Genomic DNA, 18741 nt, shown 5'->3' with positions numbered 1-18741 from the left:
CAAGTTCGTTCTGTTGCACCGTACGGGGGTCGAGCATGTCGATACGGATAGTCGTCGCAGGTGATCACCAACTCGTGCTGGAGGCTTTCGCCGAGACGCTCAACGGCGTCGACGGGCTCGAGGTCGTCGGGCTGGCCACGTCGTGCGACGCCGTCCAGCCGGCCGTCGAACGGCACCGGCCCACGGTGCTGCTGCTCGGCGAGTCCACCATGGCCGGCAAGGCTCTGCGGGTCGCCACCGACGTGCGCAGCCGGCACCCCAAGTGCGGGGTCGCCCTGATGGTGGGAGCGGCCACGCCGTCGGTCGTGGACCGGGCCGTGGCGGCCGGCGCCCTGGGTGTCGTACCGAAGAACGCCCGGCTGCCCCAGCTCGTCACGACGCTCATGGGGGTCGCCGGCGGCTGCCTGACCGTGGACCCCTCGCTGCTGCGGCCCGTGGCCGTCGGGGAGACGATGCTGAGCACGCGGGAGGTGGACGTCCTGCGACTGACGGCCGGGGGTGCGACCGTGAAGGAGATCGCGGGAGAGCTGTATCTGGCGGCGGGCACCGTGCGCAACCTGACGTCGGCGGCCATCAAGAAGCTCGGGGGGCGCAACCGGTTCGACGCGGCGCGCATCGCCGGGGAACACGGGTTGCTGTGAAAGCCCCCACGGCGGTGGGCGGACATACGCCTGCCCCGGCACGGGGGGTGCCGGGGCGGGGCGGGTCGGTACGGCCGCTGGTCAGGCTCGTGCGGTCGCTGCGGCGCCTGGTGTCCGTCCGGGTGCGAGGGTCACTTCTCCAGGCAGAACTCGTCGATCGGGTAACCGACATGACGGTCCGCCGTCGGCAGGTGCCCGAGGATCCGGTCGCCCGGCTTGAGCTCCGTGGAGTTGAGGACCGCGGCGTTCGGGCCGAGCACCCGCACGTGCCAGTCGTCCTGAAGGATCAGGTTGACCGTCTGACCGCTCGGGGCCACCGCGTCGATGGAGATCAGCGGACGGGTCTCGATCTTGACCCGGCCGACGCTGACGGGCCTGGTGCGGCCCTTGACGTCGACGGCCAGCACCTTGCTGCCGGCGTGGAGTTCACTGAGGTAGTGGGTGCGGCCGTGCTGGGACACGGTGTACGAGTGCAGGGCACCCGCGTTGACCCGGAACGGACGGGTCGGCATGTACGGCAGCGGGTGGGTCTCGCTGACGCACAGCACCATGCCCTTGGAGTGCGAGCCGACCAGGATGCCCTCGTCCTTGCGGAAGTGGGTCGTCGTGTCGACGCAGGCCCGCTCCCCCATGCCGATGTGGGTGGTCCGGGTGACAGTCAGCTCCACCAGGTCGATCTCGCCGCCCCGCGCGCTCGCCGCGGTACGCAGCGCGGTGGCGTCTCCGACGGCGTTCGCCCGCATCAGCACCCCGTCCGAGCCGAGCTCCAGGACGCCGTAGATGATCTCGGCCTCCTCGGTGTTGGACGCGGTGGTGATGATCGAGCCGGGCGCACCGGTGGCCGCGGCGATCACGATCTCCAGCGGGATCTTGGTGGGGTCGCGGAAGTCGAGCACGCTCCACGGCTCCAGACGGGCCGCGAGGCAGGCGTCCTCCAGCGTGTCGGCGTCGACGATCTCGACGTACCGGCCGAACTCGACGTCCGGGTGGGCCTCCTGGAGCGCGGCACGCTCCTCCCGGGGACCGGGCACGACCACCACGTCGGCGGCGCCGAGGTCCGCGGGGACGGCGTCGAGCCCGTCCTCGTAGAGCAGGACCTTGCGGACGGTGGGCGGCAGCCCCGTGAAGGCGGCCGGATCAGCGGCGACGATGCCGTCGATGCGCTGGTGCAGGGCCTCTTCGAGCACGGCCCCGGTAGCGGTGCCGGCGCCCCGGATGTCAAGCCAGCACAGTTTTGCGTCCGTCATGGTGCGGACCTCCTGTCGGATGTGAAAGGTCGGAGAGGTGGTGGGTCTCGGTTGCGATGCGTGAGCCGGGCGCGCCGAAACGGGCAGGGGCGTCCAGGTGGTCGGGGGTCAGCCGCTCGTCCCTGGGCGCCCCGGCCGTGGCCGGGAACGCCACCGGGCCGAAGTGCTGCTCCGGGAAGTGGTGGATCAGCCGGGCCACCTCGGCCGCGAGCCGGCGCGGGTCGGAGGCCTGGAAGATGTTGCGGCCCATCGCCACCCCGCCCGCGCCGCCCGCCAGGGCGTCACGGACGTAGGCGAGCACGTCCTCCTCGGTGGGCATCGCGGGGCCGCCCGCGACCAGGACGGGCACCGGGCAGGTGGCGGTCAGGTCGAGCATCTCCGCGGTCGAACCGAGGAAGACGGTCTTGACCAGGTCCGCGCCCAGGTCGGCGGCGACCGTCACCGCGTGGGCGACCAGCGCCGGGTCGCGCGGGTCGGTGACCCTCGGGCCGCGCGGGTACACCATGGCGAGCAGCGGCAGGTTCCACCGGTCGCAGGCGTCGGCGATCCGCCCGAGGTCGCCGATCTGCTGCCGCTCGTCGTCCGAGCCGACGTTGACGTGGACGCTGACCGCGTCCGCGCCGAGCCGGAGCGCCTCCTCGACCTGGGTCACCACGTACTTGGCGTCGGGGTCGAGCGCCTGGCTGGTGGAGGCGTTGAGATGGATGATCAGCGACATCGCGGCGAACCGCTCCGGGCTGATGTGGCGGACGCTGCCCTTGTGCACGACGACCGCGTCCGCGCCGCCGGCGGCGAGCTGCCCGGCGAGGTGATCGAGGCTCGTGCCCTTGGGCACCACGGGCCCGTCACTGATCGAGTGGTCGAGCGGGGTGATCATCAGGCCGGCCGTGCTGTGGCGGTAGAGCCGCCGCAGCCTCAGCGACCTGGCGAAGTGCCCGAATCCGGTCATGGGATGCCCTTTCTGTTGCGCGGATCGGTACGCCCGCGGGCGTCTGGTCCGGCGGAGCCGCCCGGCACCCCGCCGGCGCCGGGCGGGCCCGTGCCGCGTGCCTCGGCGGGCGGTGGTGCCGCGGGCACGGGCCCCGCGGGCCGGGTCCGCACGGGTGCGGTCATCCCGCGCAGCCGGGCCCGGTCCGGTTTGCCGGACGGCGTGAGCGGCAGTTCGGGCCACACGGAGACGCTGACCGGGGCGTGTTCGGGGGTGAGCGTCGCCGCGACGTAGTCCCGCAGGTCGCAGGAGGTGTGACCGGCACCCGAGTGCAGCTCGACGGCGGCGTGCACCTGCTCCACGAGATCCGCGTCCCGTACGCCGAACACGGCGGCCTGCCGCACCTGCGGATGCTGGAGCAGCGCTGCCTCGATGGCGGCCGGGTCGAGCTTGAGGCCGCCGTGCTTGATGACGTCGCCGACCCGGCCGTCCAGGCGCAGATAGCCGTAGCGGTCCCAGTGCCCGAGGTCGCCGGTGCGCAGCCAGCCGTCCCGGTACGTGGCCGCGGTCAGCTCCGTGTCGTCCAGGTAACCCGCCGACACGGTCGGGGAGTTGACCCAGATCTCGCCGGTCTGGCGCCGGCCCAGCGGCGCGCCGGAGTCGGGTGCCCGGATGTCGACGCGCACCCAGGGGAAGGGCCGGCCGGCCGAGCCCAGCAGTTCGGGCTCCCGGTGGTCCAGCGGAGTCAGACTGCTGATGCCGCCCGCCTCCGTGGTCCCGTACACCTGGATGAGTACGTCGCCGAGAATCCGTACCGCCTCACGGACCCGCTCCGGGGCCGCGGGGGTGCCGCTGTAGGTGACACGGCGCAGGGACGACAGGTCGTAGGACGTGATGTGCGGGTGGTCGAGCAGCCGGTACAGGTGAGGCACCGCCAGGTACACGTCGGTGACGCCGAGTCCGGCGATGGCCCGGAGTGTGGCGTCGGTGTCGAACTCGTCGTGGAGCACGACCGTGCCGCCCCCGCACAGCACGGCGTCGGCCATGGGTGCCGTGGTGTGGCTGACCGGGGTGACGGACAGCAGCGTGGCCGGTCCCCGGGGGTCGAGGCCGTCGGCCAGCCGTGCGACGAGGTGCTCGCGGGTCCCGTAGCGCTGCGCCACCATCTTCGGGCGGCCGGTGCTGCCGCTGGTGAAGTCGACGACGGCCAGGTCGTCGGGCCGCGGCGGCTGTGCCGGCGGCACGCTGTCGTGGCCCAGTGCCGTGCGCGGGATCGCCCGCACGGTGAGGCCGGGTCGCCGCCGCGCCAGCCATCGGCCGCGGGCCGCGCTCTCCTCGTCCGTGTCGTCCACCAGCAGCAGCGACACCCCGAGGTCCCGCAGCAGCCCGGCCTGGGTGGCGATCGAGAAGGTCTCGGTGTCCGTACGCGGATTCATCGAGCGGACGTACACGGAGGTGGCGCCGAGCAGATGCACGGCGTACCGGGCACTGAGCATCAGCGGATGGTTGGGACCCGTCAGGATCGCGACGGTGGTGCCGGGGCGGACGCCCTGGGAGCGCAGCAGCGCGGCACTGCCCAGAACGGACGCCCGCAACGCGCCCGCCGTCACCGTCGTGTCCGGCCGGTGCAGCACGACCCGGTCCGGGTCCCGCTCCAGCGCGGCGAGGACACGGCGCGCATAAGGCCGTGGAATCGTTTCGGTGGTCATGGTCCTCCTCTCGAACCATTCACTCGCCCCGTTCAGGGTGAGAAGAAATGCGAGGGAAATCAGGCGATCTTCATCTGCGCCATCATTCCCATGGCGCTGTGGTCGATCATGTGGCAGTGATACGGATACACGCCGCGGTGTGAGTCGAAAGTGAGCTGGAGTTTCGCGCTCTGACCGGGGAAGAGGAGCACGGTGTCCTTCCAGCCGGTCTCCGCCGGATACGGCGGCTGTCCGTCACGCTCCAGAATGCGGAACTGCACCAGGTGGGTGTGGAAGTTGTGCGGGACGGTGGCGCTCTTGTTGGTCACGGTCCACACCTCGGTGCTGCCCCACTCGATGTGCGTGTCGATGCGGTCCGGGTCGAACGTCCTGCCGTTGATGTAGGCCTGGTGGCCTCCGGAACCCGGCTCGTCCATGGAGAGGTCGAAGGAGCGTTCCACCGTCGGCCTCGGCAGCGCCGGCAGCGTGGCGAGGGTGTCCGGGACCCGACTGTCGTCGGCGGTCCGCTCGCCCACCTCGAACCGCATGACCTGCCCGACCCGTTCCATCGGGCCCGGACCCAGCATGTTGGCGAGGGTGAGGCGGGTGCCGGGCGCGTACCGGGCGAAGTCGACGACGACGTCGGCGCGTTCGCCGGGCGACAGGACGATGACCGGGGTTTCGGCGGGGGCGGCGAGCAGCCCGCCGTCCGTGCCGATCTGCTGCACGGGGTGCTGCGTGGCCGAGCCGTCGGACAGCGCCAGGACGAAGATGCGCAGGTTGCACGAGTTGACCAGCCGGAATCGGTACTTGCGGCCCTCGACCCTCAGATACGGCCAGGGCCTGCCGTTGACCAGGATCGTCGTGCGGTTCTCCGAGTCGTCCATCGTGTAGACGAGTTGCGCGTCGTCGTCGAAGTGCGCGTCACGCAGGACCAGGGGGATGTCGTACGGGCCGGACGGCAGCCCCAGCCGGTCCTCGGCGGGGTCCCGCAGCAGGTAGAGCCCCGACAGCCCCCGGTAGACGTGCTCGGACTCCATGTGGTGCGCGTGGTCGTGCGTCCACAGGGTGGCACCGGGCTGCTTGTTCTCGTACACGTAGGTGCGCCGGCGCCCGGGCGCGATGGTGTCCGTCATCCCGCCGTCGTGTTCCACCGGGTTGTTGCCGCCGTGCAGGTGCACGGAGGTCGGCATGTCCAGCGCGTTGACCTGCTGGACCACGGTGGTCCGGCCGGTGCGGGCGCGGATGGTGGGGCCGGTGAACGATCCGTTGTAGGTCAGGGCGTCGGTGCGGGTGCCGGGCAGGATCTCCACGCCGGCGCGGCGCATGGTGATCCGGTAGTGGTCGGCGGTTCTGGTTCTGCGGTACGGCGCCAGAACCGGTGGAACGGTCAGGGGCACCGAGAACGGCTCCACCGCTCCCGCCGCGCCTGCCGCCGGGGCCGCGACGGGAACGGTGACCGGCCGGTGCTCGGCGGCCGCGGCCGGCTGTCCCGCGGTGAGCGTCCGGAAGACCCCGCCCGCCGCGCCGACCGCCCCGACGGCGCCGGTGGTCAGACCCAGACGTATCGCATGTCGACGTGTGAACACGAGGTTTTCCTTCTCGTCGGGAATACCGAATTCGTGTTCCGAGCATGCGCTTTGGGCGCCGAATGTCCGAGCGAACGGTGTCCGCCCCTGTCATCTGTCACGTATTCCATGACCTCGGTCATGACCGGGAATGGTGACTGTCATTCTGTGCGGCCGTCGGGGAGGGGACGGGTGTAGCGGGGGTCAGAGTGGTTTTCGACAGGTCCATGAAGCCGAGCACGAGCACCGGAGGCCAGATGAATCCCGCGTCCACGGAAAATCCCCCCGAGCCCAGCGCCCGGGCGCTGCGCACCGATGTGCGCGTGACGTTCGACGACGGCACGGACACCGCCGTACTGCGTGGGCCCGTCACCTCGCTCGCCCTGCGGCCGGTGCGCGGGGCGCTGCGCACCGTCCTGCACCGGCTGGCCGAGGGACCGCTGCCGCGCGGGGAACTGTACGAGGGCCTCGGCGACGCCGAGCGGGGCCGGGCCGACGCCCTGCTGGAGCGGGCCGCGCCTCTGCTGGCGCACAGCGTCCTCACCCACGACGCACCGCCGTCGCGCCGGGAGCTGATCCGCCTGGAGCCGACGGCCCGCGACGCCCGCCACCAGGTCACGGCCGTGGCCGCCGACGCCCGGGTCCGGCTCTCGCGGTTCGCGTTCTGCCGTACCCGAGAGGGCGTGCTGGTCCTCGAGTCACCGCTCGTGAAGTTCCGCGCCGTGCTCACGGACCGGGCCGCCCGCGTACTCGTCGCCGCCCTCGGTCAGCCGGTGTCGGCCGCCCTGGCCGGTGAGGGGACCGGGCTGAGCGAGGCGGAGGTCCTCTGCGCCCTGGCCCACCTCGTCGGTCCGGGCTTCGCCGAACTCGCCGGCCCGGACGGTACGTTCGCCTCCGACACCGAACCGGTGCTGCGGCAGTGGGACTTCCACGACCTGTTGTTCCACTCGCGCATCCGTTCAGGTCGCTACGACGGGGTCTTCGGCGCCGTCTACCCCCACCGGGGCACGATCGACCCGCAGCCCGCCGTGAAGACGGCGCCGCGCGGGCCTGCGACCGACCTGTACCGGCCGCGGCGCACGGACATCGAAGCGCGTGACCCGTCCCTGACCGCCGCCGTCGAGACCCGCCGCTCTCACCGCACCTTCGGACCGAGAGCCCTGACGGCACGTGAGCTCGGCGAGTTCCTGTACCGGGTGCAGCGGGTGCGCGTCCACCACACGCCCGGCCCGCATGCGCCCGACCGGGACGAGGTCGTCTCCCGCCCCTACCCGAGCGGCGGCTCGCTGTACGAGCTGGAGCTGTACGTCACCGTGCTGCGCTGTCAGGGGCTGGCACCGGGCATCTACCACTACGACTCGTACGCGCACCGCCTCGTCCTGCTCAACGAGGCGGAGGCCGACCGGCGGTCGCTGCTGGGCGTGGCGTCCCGGGCGGTGGGCTTCGAGGTGCGCCCCGACGTGCTGTTCACCGTGACCTCGCGGTTCCAGCGCATGGCGTGGAAGTACCGGGCCATGGCGTACGCCACGACCCTGCGGCACACCGGGGTGCTCTACCAGACCATGTACCTGGTGGCCACGGCGATGGGCCTGGCGCCCTGCGGACTGGGCAACGGCGACGCCGACCTGTCCGCCCGCGTCCTGGGCCTGGACTACCTCCAGGAGTCCTCGGTCGGCGACTTCCTGCTCGGCACGCCGGCCGCGGACACCGCGCTCCCCGAGGACCCCGGCGAGGAATGGCACATGGTCAACAGCCCTGAATGGGCTATTCCGCTCGATGCCGCCGAAAAGCCGGGCGCTACGGGAAAGTCATTCGGGCCGTGATAAATGTCAGCCGCCGCCCGGAAACTCTGGTGCCGGGGTGGCCGGTCGAGCACTATGGAGTCACAGCCGGACGGGATCCCAAGAATTCCGGAAGGCCGCCAGTGACGAAGGCCGGGAATTCCGTCCCCGGAATTCCTGAACACAGTGGAAGGAACACGGAATGACCGCCAAGGACATCAAGAACAACGACGTGGACCAGGCGTTCGAGGGCTTCGACGCGGACGAGCTGGAGACCCTCGAGGTCACCGACGGCGTCGCCCTGCCGGAGATGGGTGCCTCCAGCGGCTCGATCGGCACCTCCTCCTCGTCCTCCAGCACCTGCTCGGCCTGCTGACCCACCCCACCAGGACTACCGGAAGGACCACGACATGAGCATCGACGGCATCAAGAACAACGACGCGGACCAGGCGTTCGAGGGCTTCGACGCGGACGAGCTGGAGACCCTCGAGGTCACCGACGGCGTCGCCCTGCCGGAGATGGGCGCCTCCAGCGGCTCGATCGGCACCTCCTCCTCGTCCTCCAGCACCTGCTCGGCCTGCTGAACCCGCGTCACCGCCTGAGCACAACGGTGTGAACGCAGAAGGATGCGCCTGCCCGGCCCCGGCCGGTCGGGCACATCCTTGCGTTCGCTCGCGGACGGCGCCCGGGTTCGTCAGCCCCGTACGGCCAGGTGGTAAGCCGAGCCCCACAGGACCACCGCGCAGCCCAGCCCCACCACGACCCGCACGCTCTCGTCGGCCAGCCCCGCCACGACGAGGACCAGGCCGACGACCGACAGGGCGGTCAGCAGTGCGGCCGTCCACCGGTACTGCCACTGGTCGTACAGACGGGCGAGCGGGAAGAAGTGCAGCCCCACGACGAGGGCGATGCCCACGGGGATGAGCTCGGGCCGGCCCGAGGCGTTGGACGCGGCGATGACGGCGAAGACGGCCACCAGCTCGACCGTGTTGACGATGCCCACACCGCGCGCCCAGTTCGCCGGCAGGCTCACCATCCGCGGCGAGGGCGCGGCGCCCTTGCGGTACCCCAGGTAGATCGCCCCCGCCGTGACGAGGACGGCGGCCGCCTCGATGCCCACCGGTACGGCGTCCGTGGCCGAACCGGTCCCGGAGGCCGCCGCGACGGCCCACACCAGCGCGAACACGGAGAGCACGAGGGTCCCCCGGCGCCGCAGCGTGCGCGTGAGCGCGCGGCATTCGGCGTCCGAGGCGGACGGGACCGGGGGTGTGGTGGGGGGCGTAGACGTCATTCGCGGAGAGTACAACGGCCACGCCGCCCACCTGGACGTTTTCGGCCAGCGCACGGACCGCCGGAAAACGGAAGAAGAAGTTCCGACCTCTCGCGACAGAGGTCGTGCCCGAGCGGCGGAAACGTCACGGAAACGATGACTTATGTAAGGCCCGGGCTTTTTCCTCTTCCGTCGCCAATTATCGGCGCCAATGATGTGACTCGGATTTTCTTTCTCTTTTTTCGCTCGTCTCGGAAGGTGCGAAGGACATGGGGGTTGACGCTCCGGAGCGCAGTGCCGTGAGGCCGGATTCCGCCGGCCTGACGGGGGTGCGGCTCCACACCCGGATGCCGGTGACACCGGCCTGGCTGGCCCGGTACGTCGTCCCGGTCGCCCGCAAGCTCGGCGAGCGGGGCATACCCGGCGTACAGGTGCGCCGTGGCTGGCTGCACGGCCCGCACATCGACGTGCTCGCCCCGGCCGGCGCGGGAGCGCCGGGCGGGCCCGGGGCGCCTGCCGACTGGTCGGCCGTCGCGGCCGGACTCGACGCCGGCCCCCTCGACCCGTCCCGGGCACTGACCGAGGAGGTGTATCTGGAACAGGCCCGCGAGTTCGGCCGGCTGGAGGCCGTCGAGCCCCCCTATCTGCCGTTGCGTGAGCACGGCGTGGTCTTGCGCATCGGCCCCGACGACCCCGCCCTGCACTCCCGCGAGCCGCGCCTCGACGCGCTGCGCACCGTCGTGAACGGCGCCCTCACCCCGCCGGTCCTGTCGATGATCGAGGGTCTGGCCGAGGAACCCGGCAGCGGCACGGCCCGCCTCGCGGAGGCGTTCGCCGCGCTCGTCGACACCCACGCCCTCGGACCGGCCTACGGGGTGTTCTCGCCCCGGTCGCACGTGGAGGCGTTCCTCGCCTGGGCCGCTCCGCGCAAGGACATGCGGCCCGTCTTCCGGGCGCGTCTGGCCGACGAGGCCCCGCTGATCCGTGCGGTCGTCGAGCAGCGGCTGAGCGGCGCGGTGTCACCGGCGGCCGCCCAGTGGCGCACCGCGTTCGCCTACAGTGCCGGGGTGCTGGACAGCGCCGTCGCCGCGGGCACCCTCACCGCGCGGTTGCTCGACTCCGTCACCGAGGGGATCGACCGCGACCGGATGGGCCCGCCCGGGGCGCCGACGGCGGTGCCGCGAGGCGAGCAGCCGGACACCGACTTCCACCGGACCGTGCACGGCTCCGGCGCGATCAGCACCCCGTCGCCCTTCTTCGCCGCCTACCGCCTTCTGACGAACCTCTTCTACCAGCACCTGCCGCTGCTCACGGTGTCGCCGATGCAGCGCTACTACATGTGCTTCGCCCTCGCCGAGACCGTCGACGAGGTGCTCGGCACCACCTGGCGGGAGCGCCTGGCGGCGACCGCCCAGCCCACCGACCCGACGGGAGCCCCGCGATGACAAGCCCCGAACCCCAGTGGTTCCTGCGCGTCAATCCGCTGCGCAGGGCCCGCCTCGCCGACCCGGACCTGCGCCGCCTGACCCGCGAACTCGCTGGCGTGGAAACCGAGTTGGCCGAGGCCGCCGCACAGTGCTCGCAGGAGTTGTACGAGCGGATCGGCGCGGCTGGATCCGACGCCGAACGCCGCGACCTCATCGCGCTGCGCCGCGCCATCCACAACGGCCGGGCGCCGAAGAAGACCCCCGCGGCCGAGGTCCCCTCGGTGGCCCGCTGGCTGGCCGCGCACACCGAGCGGGAGCGGCTGCGCGCCACGATCATCCAGCGCTACCCGGCCGCGGCCGACCGCGAACGAGCGGTCCTGGCCGGCCTGCTGGGCGACGCGGATCTGCTGTGCTCCCTCGCCCTGGTCGCCCCCGAGGTGCACCAGGAGGCCGAGCGCTACCGCGCCGCGGTCCAGGGCCCCGGCAAGGTCTCGGCCCGCACCCGCAAGTCCGAGCGCGGCCTCATCCAGTACGTGACCCGGGCCATGGTGCGCACCAGCCCGCTCTCCCGGTTCACCGCGGTCGGCATCGCCGAACCCGCCCCCGCCACCGACCCGGAGGCCGTACGCCCCGGCGAGGTGTCCTTCACCGGGGCGCGCGCCGTGCCGGGCCTGGACCGGGTCATGCTCCACTACGTGCTCGGCGGCCTGCCCGCCGACGACGGCACGGACCTGACCGGGCTGTGGGTGGGCATGCCGCCCACCTCCGCTCCCGACCCCGAGACGGGCAAGCTGTACTTCCTGAAGTTCACCGAGCAGGGCATGCACCGCCTCGCCGTCCCGCTCGACGGGCCCGCCGGTGACCTGCTCGACGCGCTGTCCATGGGGCCGCGCAGGTTCCCGGCCGTCGTCGCCCACGTCGCCGAGCGCGCCGGATGCTCCGCCGAGGACGCCGACCGGCGGGTACGGCAGGCCTTGCGGCAGGGCGTGCTGTGCACGTTCAACCAGCCTGAGGACCGGGCCGGCTCCGCCGACTACGACGAGCTGCTCACTCCCGGCCTGCCCGCGACCGGACAGGCCGCCGCCGTGCGGGAACTGGCGGACCGCGTCCGCACCGGCCTGCCGCGGGTGACGCAGGTCCCCGCCGCCGAGCGGGGCCCGGCACTGGCCGGCCTGCGCGCGGACCTCGGCCGGTTCAGCCAGGCGGCGGGCCGCCCGGCCCACATCACCGTCGAGGAGGACTACGTCATGCCGCCGCTGAAGGTGGCGTCCTCCGACTGGCACGCCCCGCTGGCCGGTCTCGGCCCCGCGGTGGAGCTACTGACCGTCTTCGACTGGCTGCACGACGTACGGGTCCTCATGACCGCCGCTTTCGTGGAGCGGTTCGGGCCCGGGGCGAACGTACCGCTTGCCGAGCACGCGCCGTTCATCGTCGGGGAGGTGTCCCGGCGGGCCGCGGCGATGGCCGCCGTGTACGGGCCCGACGGCACCGGACAGGCCGCCGCGCTGGCCGGCATCGGCCCGGCGGACGGCTGCCTGGAACGCATGTACCTCCTGCGCCGCGAACTGTCCGAGGAGGTGCACGCCCTCCTCACCAAGACGGCCCAGGCCGGTCAGGACACCCTGACGCTCACGGCGGCGGACGTCGCCGACCTGACCCGGGCCCTGCCCGACCGTTTCCGCCGTGACCCGCTCATCTACGGCGTCCTGCTCCAGCAGGCCGGCGACAAGCTCGTCCTGAACGACGGGCTGCCGGGCCACGGCATGCTGTACGCACGCTTCCTGGAGGCGGACCACCGCCAGGGCGGCCGTGCCCTGCCCCGCCTCGCCGAGCACCTGCGGCGCTTCTACGGCCACGACGGCACCCGGATCACCGAGGACCTGGGGCTGCACCGCCTCAACGTCAACGCCCACACCCCCGTGCTGCCGGGCGGCCTGACCCCGGAGGACTGGTTCGCCCTGCGGCTGGCGCACGACCCGCAGAGCGACACGCTGCGGGTCGAGGACGCGGACGGCGTGCCGCTGCGGGTGCTGCCGCTGGGCACCGGCCACCCGGGGCTGTTCCCTCCCCCGCTGTCGGTGGCCTCCGGCCTGGTGATCAGCGGCCGGCTCTTCAACAGCCTGCCGAACTCCTGGCACGCGGCCACGGCGTGGGACGGCCGCCACACCAGGGTCGCTCCGCGCATGGCCGTCGGGGACGTCCTGATCGGACGGCGGCGCTGGTACGGCGGCGCCGAACTGGACACGGCGGTGGCCGCGGGGCCCGACGAGCACGACCGGCTCCTCGCGCTGACGGCGTGGCGGGCCCGGTACGGGGTCCCCGAGGAGGTCGTCATCAAGTCGGCGCCCGAGGACGAGGGCCCGCTGTCGGTGGGCGCACCCGATGTGCAGTCCAAGCGCCTCCAGCAGAAGCCGCAGTACGTCGACCTGTCCAGCGCCCTCGCGGTGCGGGTCCTGCCCCGCATGCTGGAGCGCCGCGGGGACGGCGCGAGCTACCTGGAGGAGGCGCTGCCCGGCGTCACGAACGGCACGCACGCGACGGAGTGGGTGCTCGAGGTCGGGCGGACGGCAGGGGGACGGTTCGTGTACGACCCGGCGAACAACGGGGAACGGGAAGGAGCGCGGTCATGACCGTGACCGATCTGGACAGGGGTACGGCCGCGTCGTCGGACGCGGGCACCGCGCCGCTCAGGGCCCGGCCCGGGCTGCACTACGCACCCGTGCCGGGGGGCGTCTACTTCAGCGGGGCGCGCGGGCAGTTCGTGCTGCGCGGCTCGGACCTGATGTACGCCGTGGCGGACGGCTGCGTGCCGCTGCTGGAGCGGGGCACGACCGAGGACGCCCTGGTCGCCGTGTTCGGCACCGAGCGTGCCCGGCCCGCGGTACGGCACCTGATCAACCGGCTCCGGGACAGCGGTCTGCTGCTCGACCCGGCAGCGTTCACCGCACCGGAGCCCGCGGCGGAGCACGCCGCCCGCCACGCCGAGACCCTGGCCCGCCTCACCGCCCGCCTCGACGACCCGTACGCGGCGTTCGCCCACCTGTGCCGGGCCACGGTCGAGCTGCGCGGCCCGGCCACGGCGACGGGCCCCGCCCTGCGCGGGCTCACACGGGCCGGCGTGACCCGTGTGACGGCCGGACCCGCGCCCCGGACCCTCGTCCCGGTCTGCGACCCGGCCATGTACGCGGACCCCGCCCTGCTTCTCCCCGCCGGCGACCCGGCGGCGAACAATCCCGGCAACCCCACCCCCACCGGCGACCCGGCGGCGAACCACCCCAGCACCCCCACCCCCACCGGCGACCCGGCGGCGAACCACCCCAGCACCCCCACCGCCACTGGCGACCCGGCGGCGAACGACACCGGCACCCCCACCCCCACCCCCACCGCCACCGGCGACCCGGCGGCGAACCACCCCAGCACCCCCACCCCCGCCGGCGACCCGGCGGTGCAAGGGACTGGTGCTCCGGCTCCCGGCGAGCCGGCGGAACACGTCTTCACCCCCCTCACCTCCGCCGGCGACCCGGCGGTGCACAGGGCTCCGGCTGCCGGTCCCGCCGGCGGCCCGGAGGGGACGAGAGGCGCGGGGGCCGTAGGCGGGCCTCGTGCCGTCATCGAGTTCCTCAGCGGTGACGAAACCTGGACCGAGCAGGACGGGACGCTGCACGTGCCCGTGCTGCTCGGTCCCGGGCCGGTGCTCGTCGGCCCCGTCGGCGCGGTGCCCGCCGCTTGGGCCGCGTTCCGGGACCGGGCCCGTGCCTGGGCGGAGGCCGAGGGCATCGAGCCGGCAACCGGACCGCTCGCCCACGCTCTCGCGGGGGCCCTCGCCGCCCAGCTCCTGACCGACATCCTCACGGGTGTCGCGGACCCCGGCGAGGCGCATGTCGTCCACGGCCCGGACCTGACGGCCGACCGCGTCACCGTCACGGGCGTCCCCGTGACCGAAGCGGTCGCCGTCCGGCTGGACGACGCACCGGCCGAACCGCTCCCCGCGCCGGAGACCACGCTCCGGGCCGCCGGTGTCCTCACCGCCCGATGGACCGGCCTCTTCGCCGCCGCGCAGGGCGAGCACCTGCCGCAGATGCCCCTCGCGCTGCGCGCGGCGGAGCACCGGGCGGACCGTACGGGCACGGTCACCGCCTGGGCCGCGCATCAGGAGACGGCGACCATCGCCGCCGTCCTGGCCGCGCTGCGGGACCGCATCCCCGGCACGGCCGGGACCCCGGCCGCAGGGCTGACCCGCGAACACTGGCTGCTGGATGGCGCGCTGCGGCACCTCGCCGCCGACCGTGCGCGCCTGCGGGCCGCCCCCGGCACCGAGCCGCCGCTGCACGCCGAGGGCGAGCGGATCCTCGCCGAGCTGCGCACACTGCTCGGCGCGGCCGCTCCCGTCCTCACCCTGGCCCGGGCCGACGGAGTCGACTGGCCGCTGGCCGAGGTCAGCGCCGGCGGGCGGCTGCTGGGCGCCGGCTGGGGCCCGACCGCCACCGACGCGACGTACGCCGCGCTGTGCGCGTCGCTCGCCGCCGCGCAGACCGGCGGCACCGTCGACCGGCTCTCCACCGACGCCCTGCTGACCGCCGACGACACCGCCCGCGCCGTCCTGCGCGAGCAGCTCACCGCGCGCGCCACCTACCGGGGCAACGCCCTCGGTTTCGACCCCGTGCTGGGCGAACTGCCCTTCTGGCACGGCCCGGTGGCCGCCGTTCCGACCGTCCTGACGCCCCAGGAGGTGGCCGATGCCGACCACTGACCCGCTCACCGAGGTCCGCGACCGGCCGGCCGCCGTGCATACCGGCCCCGCCCTGCCGGCGTCGGCGCACGACGACTGGCTGCCCGCCCTCACCACCCTGGCCCGTACGGCCGGCGCCAGCGTCTGCGTCAATCTCGGCTGGGACCTGGCCTGGGAACGCAGCCACCTCATGAGGGCCGAGGGCCCGCACCTGTCCGTACGGGTGTACGACGACGAGGTCATGGTGGGCCCGCTGTGGGCGCCCGGCACCCCCTCGGGCTGTGCCGCCTGCGCCGAGGTGCGCGAACGTACCGTCCTCGACCACCCGCTCGTGGGTGACCTCGCACAGGCCACCCGGGCGCCCGCCGCTCCCGCGCCGCTGCTGCCCGAGCTCCTGCGCACCGGCCTGGAGCACCTGGCGGACCGCCCTCTCGCGCCGGGCGAGGCCTACTCGGTGACCGTACGCGGCACCCGCCGGCACCGTATCGCCCGCAGCTTCCACTGCCCGGTGTGCGGTCCGTCGCCCAAGGACCTGGTGAGCGGTGAGGCCCCGGCGCGCCGTACGCTGCGCTCCCGCCCCGCCGTCCCCGGCGACGCGACCCGCACCGCGGCAAGCCGCCTCGTGGAACCCGGCTTCCTGCGCGACCGACTCGTCGACGACCGCTTCGGGCCGGTCCGCGCGATCCTGCGCGAGTCGCACGCCCCGTTCGCGATGAGCATGGCGGTCGTCGCCGACGCCCCGGCGATGGGCCACGGCAGGGCGCGTACGTTCGCGGAGACCGAACCGGTCGCGATCCTGGAGGCGTACGAGCGGCTCGGCGGATACCCGTACGACATCCCGCTGGTGACCCACCGCTCCTACCGGGACGTCGCCGGGCACGCCGTGGACCCGGGCACGCTCGGCCGCTACACCGCCGAGCAGCTCGCCCACCCCACCAGCAGGGCGACGCCGTTCACGGCGGACACCCCGATGGACTGGGCCTGGGGCCACGACCTGGCAGACGGCCGGCCCCTGCTGGTCCCGGCCGACCACGCCTTCTACCAGTACGAGTACGCGTTCCGCAGAGACCGCCGCGCGGCCCGGGTCGCCGGTGCCGCCCACCGCAGGCACTACTTCTTCGACTGCTCCAGCGGCTGCGCGGTCGGCGCCAACTACGAAGAGGCCGCCCTGCACGCGCTGTTCGAACTCGCGGAGCGCGACGCGTTCCTGACGTCCTGGTACCGGGCGCAGCCGCTGCCGCACATCCCCGTCGGCACGCTCACCGACCCCACCAGCCGGGCCATGGTCGAGCTGATCCGGGCCCGTGGCTTCGACGTCCACCTGCTCGTCGCCACCCGGGACATCGCCGTGCCGGTGGTGTGGGTCATCGCGGTGAACGAGAAGAACCCCTTCCCGGCGACGTTCTCCTCAGCCGGTTCGGGGGCCGAGCCCGAGGCCGCGATCCGCGGCGCGTTGCGCGAGGTCGCCCAGCTGGTCACCAACCCGGTCGACTGGACCCGCGAGCAGGTCGAGCGGATGGTCGAGGACCCGTGGCTGGTCGAGGAGTTGGAGGACCATGTGCGGTTCTCCTCCATCCCCGAGACCCGCGACCGGGCGCTGGCCGGGCTCGGCGGTCCGGCCGTCACCCTGGACGAGACGTTCCCCGACTGGCCCGGTCGGCTGGAGCGGGCGGCGGGCGGCGATGTGCGCGGCACCCTGCGGTACGTCGCCTCGCTGTTCGCCGACGCGGGACTGGACCAGATCGTCGTCGTCGACCAGACCAGCCGGGAGCACGCCGACGCCGGTATCGCGGTGGCCCGGGCCGTCGTCCCCGGCATCGTGCCGATGTGCTTCGGCCATGCCCAGCAGCGTCTGGACGGGCTTCCCCGGCTGCGTGCCGCGCTGCGCGGCACGGGCCAGGAGCACCGGGCCATCCCCTACGACCCGCACCCGTTCCCGTGACGGCCCCCGCGCAGGCCTGGACCCGGCGTGCCGCGGTGGACCTGCCGGGCCCCGAGGGCGACAACAGCATCGCCCGCGAGCCCCTGTGGTACGCCTACGGCACGGGGGCCGACCACCCCGAGCCGCCGCCGTGGACCTGGGCGAGCACACCGCCGCCCGACACCCATGTGCCGCCTCCGCCCCCGCGCCCGGCGGGCCCGGCCACCCTCCTGCCGCTGGGCACCACCGGACGCCTGTCCGCCCTGCCCTACCCGCGGGTGCCGGCGCCCGCACCGGCCGCGCCGGACGCCGTGCTGCACGCCCTGACCGCCGCCTTCGCGCCGCTGCGCCGCGAACCGGAGAACCCGTACAACGAGCACCGCCCGTACGCCTCGCCGCGCTGTCTGTTCCCCGTGCACGCGTTCGCGGGGCAAGGCGGCGCCTGGCGGCTGCTGGAGCCCACCCGCCACGCCCTCACCGGGCCCGGCGCGGGCGCCCCCGCCCGTATCGCGCTCACCGGCCGCTACACCGCGATCCCGGTCGCGTACCAGTGGTTCCGCGGCTCGCTCGTCGCCATCGAACTCGGCATGGTGCTGCGGGCCTTGAGCCTCGGGCTGGAACTCTTCGGAGTGCCGGCGACGCTCACCCTGCCGACAACGGGCGCACCGGGCCTGCTGCGCGAACTGGGGCTGGAGCGCACCTGGGAGTGGTCGCTGCCGTGGCTCGTCGACGTGGGTGAACCGCGCCCCGGCGCGGCCGCGGCCGGGCCGGAGCCCCCGGTACCCGGCGGTGACCCCTCCCTCACGGACGTCGTACGCGTCAACCGGAGCCAGCTGTACGAGGCTTCGGCAGCGCCGCTCACCACGGCCGTCCCCGCCCGCCTGCCCGCGTCGTCCCTCGTACCCGACTGGGCGGAACTGCTGTGGCGGCGCCACTCCGGCCGTATGCCGCGGGCCCTGCACGGCATGGACTCCGCCCCGCGCCCGGCTCCGCTCCCGGCACGGAGCCTGGCGACCGCACTCGCCTGGCTGGGCGTCCCTCCTCCGCACCCGGTACTGGCCGCCGCCTTCGAGGCGGTCACGGTGACCGCCGTGGTCCAGCACATCGACGGCTACGCCGCGGGAGTGCACCGCGTGCACGACGGGGCGGCGCACCTGGTGCGGGCCGATGCGACCGCCCCCGCCGGCCTGGAGGCGAACTACGGCTACGGACTGTCGCCCGTCAACGGCTGCGGCATCGCCAAGGCGCCCCTCACCGTCTTCTTCTCGGTGCGGCCCCGCGAGCTGTTCGCCCGGCTCGGTCCCGCCGGCTGGGGCGCGGCCCAGCACGCCTGTGGCTGGGCCGTCCACGGACTGTGCCTGGCCGCGGCGGCCTCAGGCCTGTTCGCGCGGCCGGTCAGGGCCTTCAAGGAGATCCAGACCAAGGAGGTCACCGGCCTGGGCGAGGACATGACGATCGTTCTGTCGGCGGTGGTCGGCGTACCGCGCGAGACCGGCGGTGCCGTACTCGACCTTCGTACGTGAGCCAGGAACGCGCCGCTT

The 18741-nt window shown here is 73.5% G+C and carries 14 protein-coding genes; 9 read left to right on the top strand and 5 right to left on the bottom strand.

Features of this window, described 5'->3' with window-relative positions; all coding sequences use genetic code 11:
* Positions 1-35: 35 nt before the first annotated feature.
* The gene (locus tag AB0K80_RS17465; RefSeq protein WP_365670434.1) at positions 36-641 is read left to right on the top strand and encodes a response regulator transcription factor; all 606 of its coding nucleotides are present in this window, start codon (positions 36-38) and stop codon (positions 639-641) included.
* A 131-nt stretch (positions 642-772) separates the two neighbouring features.
* On the opposite strand, the gene AB0K80_RS17460 is transcribed toward AB0K80_RS17465, so the two are convergent.
* Genes AB0K80_RS17460 through AB0K80_RS17445 form a run of 4 tightly spaced genes read right to left on the bottom strand, consistent with a single transcriptional unit; the run spans position 773 to position 6093 of the window.
* Positions 773-1888: a 3-dehydroquinate synthase II gene (locus tag AB0K80_RS17460; RefSeq protein WP_365670431.1), complete on the bottom strand. Its 1116-nt coding sequence runs from the start codon at positions 1886-1888 to the stop codon at positions 773-775.
* The gene (locus tag AB0K80_RS17455; protein WP_365670429.1) at positions 1860-2837 is read right to left on the bottom strand and encodes a 2-amino-3,7-dideoxy-D-threo-hept-6-ulosonate synthase; all 978 of its coding nucleotides are present in this window, start codon (positions 2835-2837) and stop codon (positions 1860-1862) included. The genes AB0K80_RS17460 and AB0K80_RS17455 overlap by 29 nt, the downstream gene beginning before the upstream one ends.
* The gene (locus AB0K80_RS17450; protein ID WP_365670427.1) at positions 2834-4525 is read right to left on the bottom strand and encodes a fatty acid--CoA ligase family protein; all 1692 of its coding nucleotides are present in this window, start codon (positions 4523-4525) and stop codon (positions 2834-2836) included. The genes AB0K80_RS17455 and AB0K80_RS17450 overlap by 4 nt, the downstream gene beginning before the upstream one ends.
* Before the next feature lie 59 nt (positions 4526-4584).
* Positions 4585-6093 carry a multicopper oxidase domain-containing protein gene (locus tag AB0K80_RS17445; protein ID WP_365670425.1) on the bottom strand — a complete coding sequence of 503 codons (1509 nt, stop codon included), beginning with the start codon at positions 6091-6093 and terminating at the stop codon, positions 4585-4587.
* A 236-nt stretch (positions 6094-6329) separates the two neighbouring features.
* Between AB0K80_RS17445 and AB0K80_RS17440 the strand changes: the two genes are divergently transcribed.
* The 3 genes from AB0K80_RS17440 to AB0K80_RS17430 all read left to right on the top strand — a co-directional run bounded on the left by AB0K80_RS17440 (position 6330) and on the right by AB0K80_RS17430 (position 8437).
* On the top strand, positions 6330-7895 hold the full coding sequence (locus AB0K80_RS17440) for a SagB family peptide dehydrogenase (protein WP_365670423.1): 1566 nt from the start codon (positions 6330-6332) through the stop codon (positions 7893-7895).
* Positions 7896-8055: 160 nt separating this feature from the next.
* Positions 8056-8229 (top strand): thiazolylpeptide-type bacteriocin, encoded by a 174-nt coding sequence (locus AB0K80_RS17435; RefSeq protein ID WP_365670420.1) that lies wholly within the window; start codon positions 8056-8058, stop codon positions 8227-8229.
* 34 nt (positions 8230-8263) lie between these two features.
* Positions 8264-8437 carry a thiazolylpeptide-type bacteriocin gene (locus tag AB0K80_RS17430; RefSeq protein ID WP_365670417.1) on the top strand — a complete coding sequence of 58 codons (174 nt, stop codon included), beginning with the start codon at positions 8264-8266 and terminating at the stop codon, positions 8435-8437.
* A gap of 110 nt (positions 8438-8547) precedes the next feature.
* On the opposite strand, the gene AB0K80_RS17425 is transcribed toward AB0K80_RS17430, so the two are convergent.
* Positions 8548-9144 (bottom strand): hypothetical protein, encoded by a 597-nt coding sequence (locus AB0K80_RS17425; RefSeq protein ID WP_365670415.1) that lies wholly within the window; start codon positions 9142-9144, stop codon positions 8548-8550.
* A gap of 248 nt (positions 9145-9392) precedes the next feature.
* Between AB0K80_RS17425 and AB0K80_RS17420 the strand changes: the two genes are divergently transcribed.
* The 5 genes from AB0K80_RS17420 to AB0K80_RS17400 are packed head-to-tail and all read left to right on the top strand — an operon-like array spanning position 9393 to position 18723.
* Positions 9393-10568, top strand: a complete 1176-nt coding sequence (locus AB0K80_RS17420; protein WP_365670413.1) for a hypothetical protein — start codon at positions 9393-9395, stop codon at positions 10566-10568.
* A complete protein-coding gene (locus AB0K80_RS17415) occupies positions 10565-13180 on the top strand; it encodes a lantibiotic dehydratase (RefSeq protein WP_365670411.1) in 2616 nt (871 codons plus the stop codon). Before AB0K80_RS17420 ends, AB0K80_RS17415 begins: the two co-directional genes overlap by 4 nt.
* Entirely contained in the window at positions 13177-15300 is a 2124-nt protein-coding gene (locus AB0K80_RS17410; protein WP_365670408.1) for a hypothetical protein, read from the top strand. Before AB0K80_RS17415 ends, AB0K80_RS17410 begins: the two co-directional genes overlap by 4 nt.
* Positions 15287-17221 (top strand): TOMM precursor leader peptide-binding protein, encoded by a 1935-nt coding sequence (locus tag AB0K80_RS17405; RefSeq protein WP_365670405.1) that lies wholly within the window; start codon positions 15287-15289, stop codon positions 17219-17221. The genes AB0K80_RS17410 and AB0K80_RS17405 overlap by 14 nt, the downstream gene beginning before the upstream one ends.
* Positions 17218-18723: a hypothetical protein gene (locus AB0K80_RS17400; protein ID WP_365670403.1), complete on the top strand. Its 1506-nt coding sequence runs from the start codon at positions 17218-17220 to the stop codon at positions 18721-18723. Before AB0K80_RS17405 ends, AB0K80_RS17400 begins: the two co-directional genes overlap by 4 nt.
* Positions 18724-18741 lie beyond the last annotated feature (18 nt).

The organism is Streptomyces sp. NPDC052682 (assembly GCF_040678435.1).
In the GTDB taxonomy this organism is placed as follows: domain Bacteria; phylum Actinomycetota; class Actinomycetes; order Streptomycetales; family Streptomycetaceae; genus Streptomyces.
The sequence above is the reverse complement of the archived record's forward strand: the minus strand, read 5'-3'. Positions and strand labels throughout refer to the sequence as shown.

What these genes read in the sequence shown, in the direction of transcription:
- AB0K80_RS17410 (WP_365670408.1), top strand. Translation starts at nt 13,177, where the DNA reads ATGACCGTGACCGATCTGGACAGGGGTACGGCCGCGTCGTCGGACGCG.
- AB0K80_RS17425 (WP_365670415.1), bottom strand. Translation starts at nt 9,144, where the DNA reads ATGACGTCTACGCCCCCCACCACACCCCCGGTCCCGTCCGCCTCGGAC.
- AB0K80_RS17415 (WP_365670411.1), top strand. Translation starts at nt 10,565, where the DNA reads ATGACAAGCCCCGAACCCCAGTGGTTCCTGCGCGTCAATCCGCTGCGC.
- AB0K80_RS17455 (WP_365670429.1), bottom strand. Translation starts at nt 2,837, where the DNA reads ATGACCGGATTCGGGCACTTCGCCAGGTCGCTGAGGCTGCGGCGGCTC.
- AB0K80_RS17420 (WP_365670413.1), top strand. Translation starts at nt 9,393, where the DNA reads ATGGGGGTTGACGCTCCGGAGCGCAGTGCCGTGAGGCCGGATTCCGCC.
- AB0K80_RS17450 (WP_365670427.1), bottom strand. Translation starts at nt 4,525, where the DNA reads ATGACCACCGAAACGATTCCACGGCCTTATGCGCGCCGTGTCCTCGCC.
- AB0K80_RS17430 (WP_365670417.1), top strand. Translation starts at nt 8,264, where the DNA reads ATGAGCATCGACGGCATCAAGAACAACGACGCGGACCAGGCGTTCGAG.
- AB0K80_RS17465 (WP_365670434.1), top strand. Translation starts at nt 36, where the DNA reads ATGTCGATACGGATAGTCGTCGCAGGTGATCACCAACTCGTGCTGGAG.
- AB0K80_RS17440 (WP_365670423.1), top strand. Translation starts at nt 6,330, where the DNA reads ATGAATCCCGCGTCCACGGAAAATCCCCCCGAGCCCAGCGCCCGGGCG.
- AB0K80_RS17460 (WP_365670431.1), bottom strand. Translation starts at nt 1,888, where the DNA reads ATGACGGACGCAAAACTGTGCTGGCTTGACATCCGGGGCGCCGGCACC.
- AB0K80_RS17435 (WP_365670420.1), top strand. Translation starts at nt 8,056, where the DNA reads ATGACCGCCAAGGACATCAAGAACAACGACGTGGACCAGGCGTTCGAG.
- AB0K80_RS17405 (WP_365670405.1), top strand. Translation starts at nt 15,287, where the DNA reads ATGCCGACCACTGACCCGCTCACCGAGGTCCGCGACCGGCCGGCCGCC.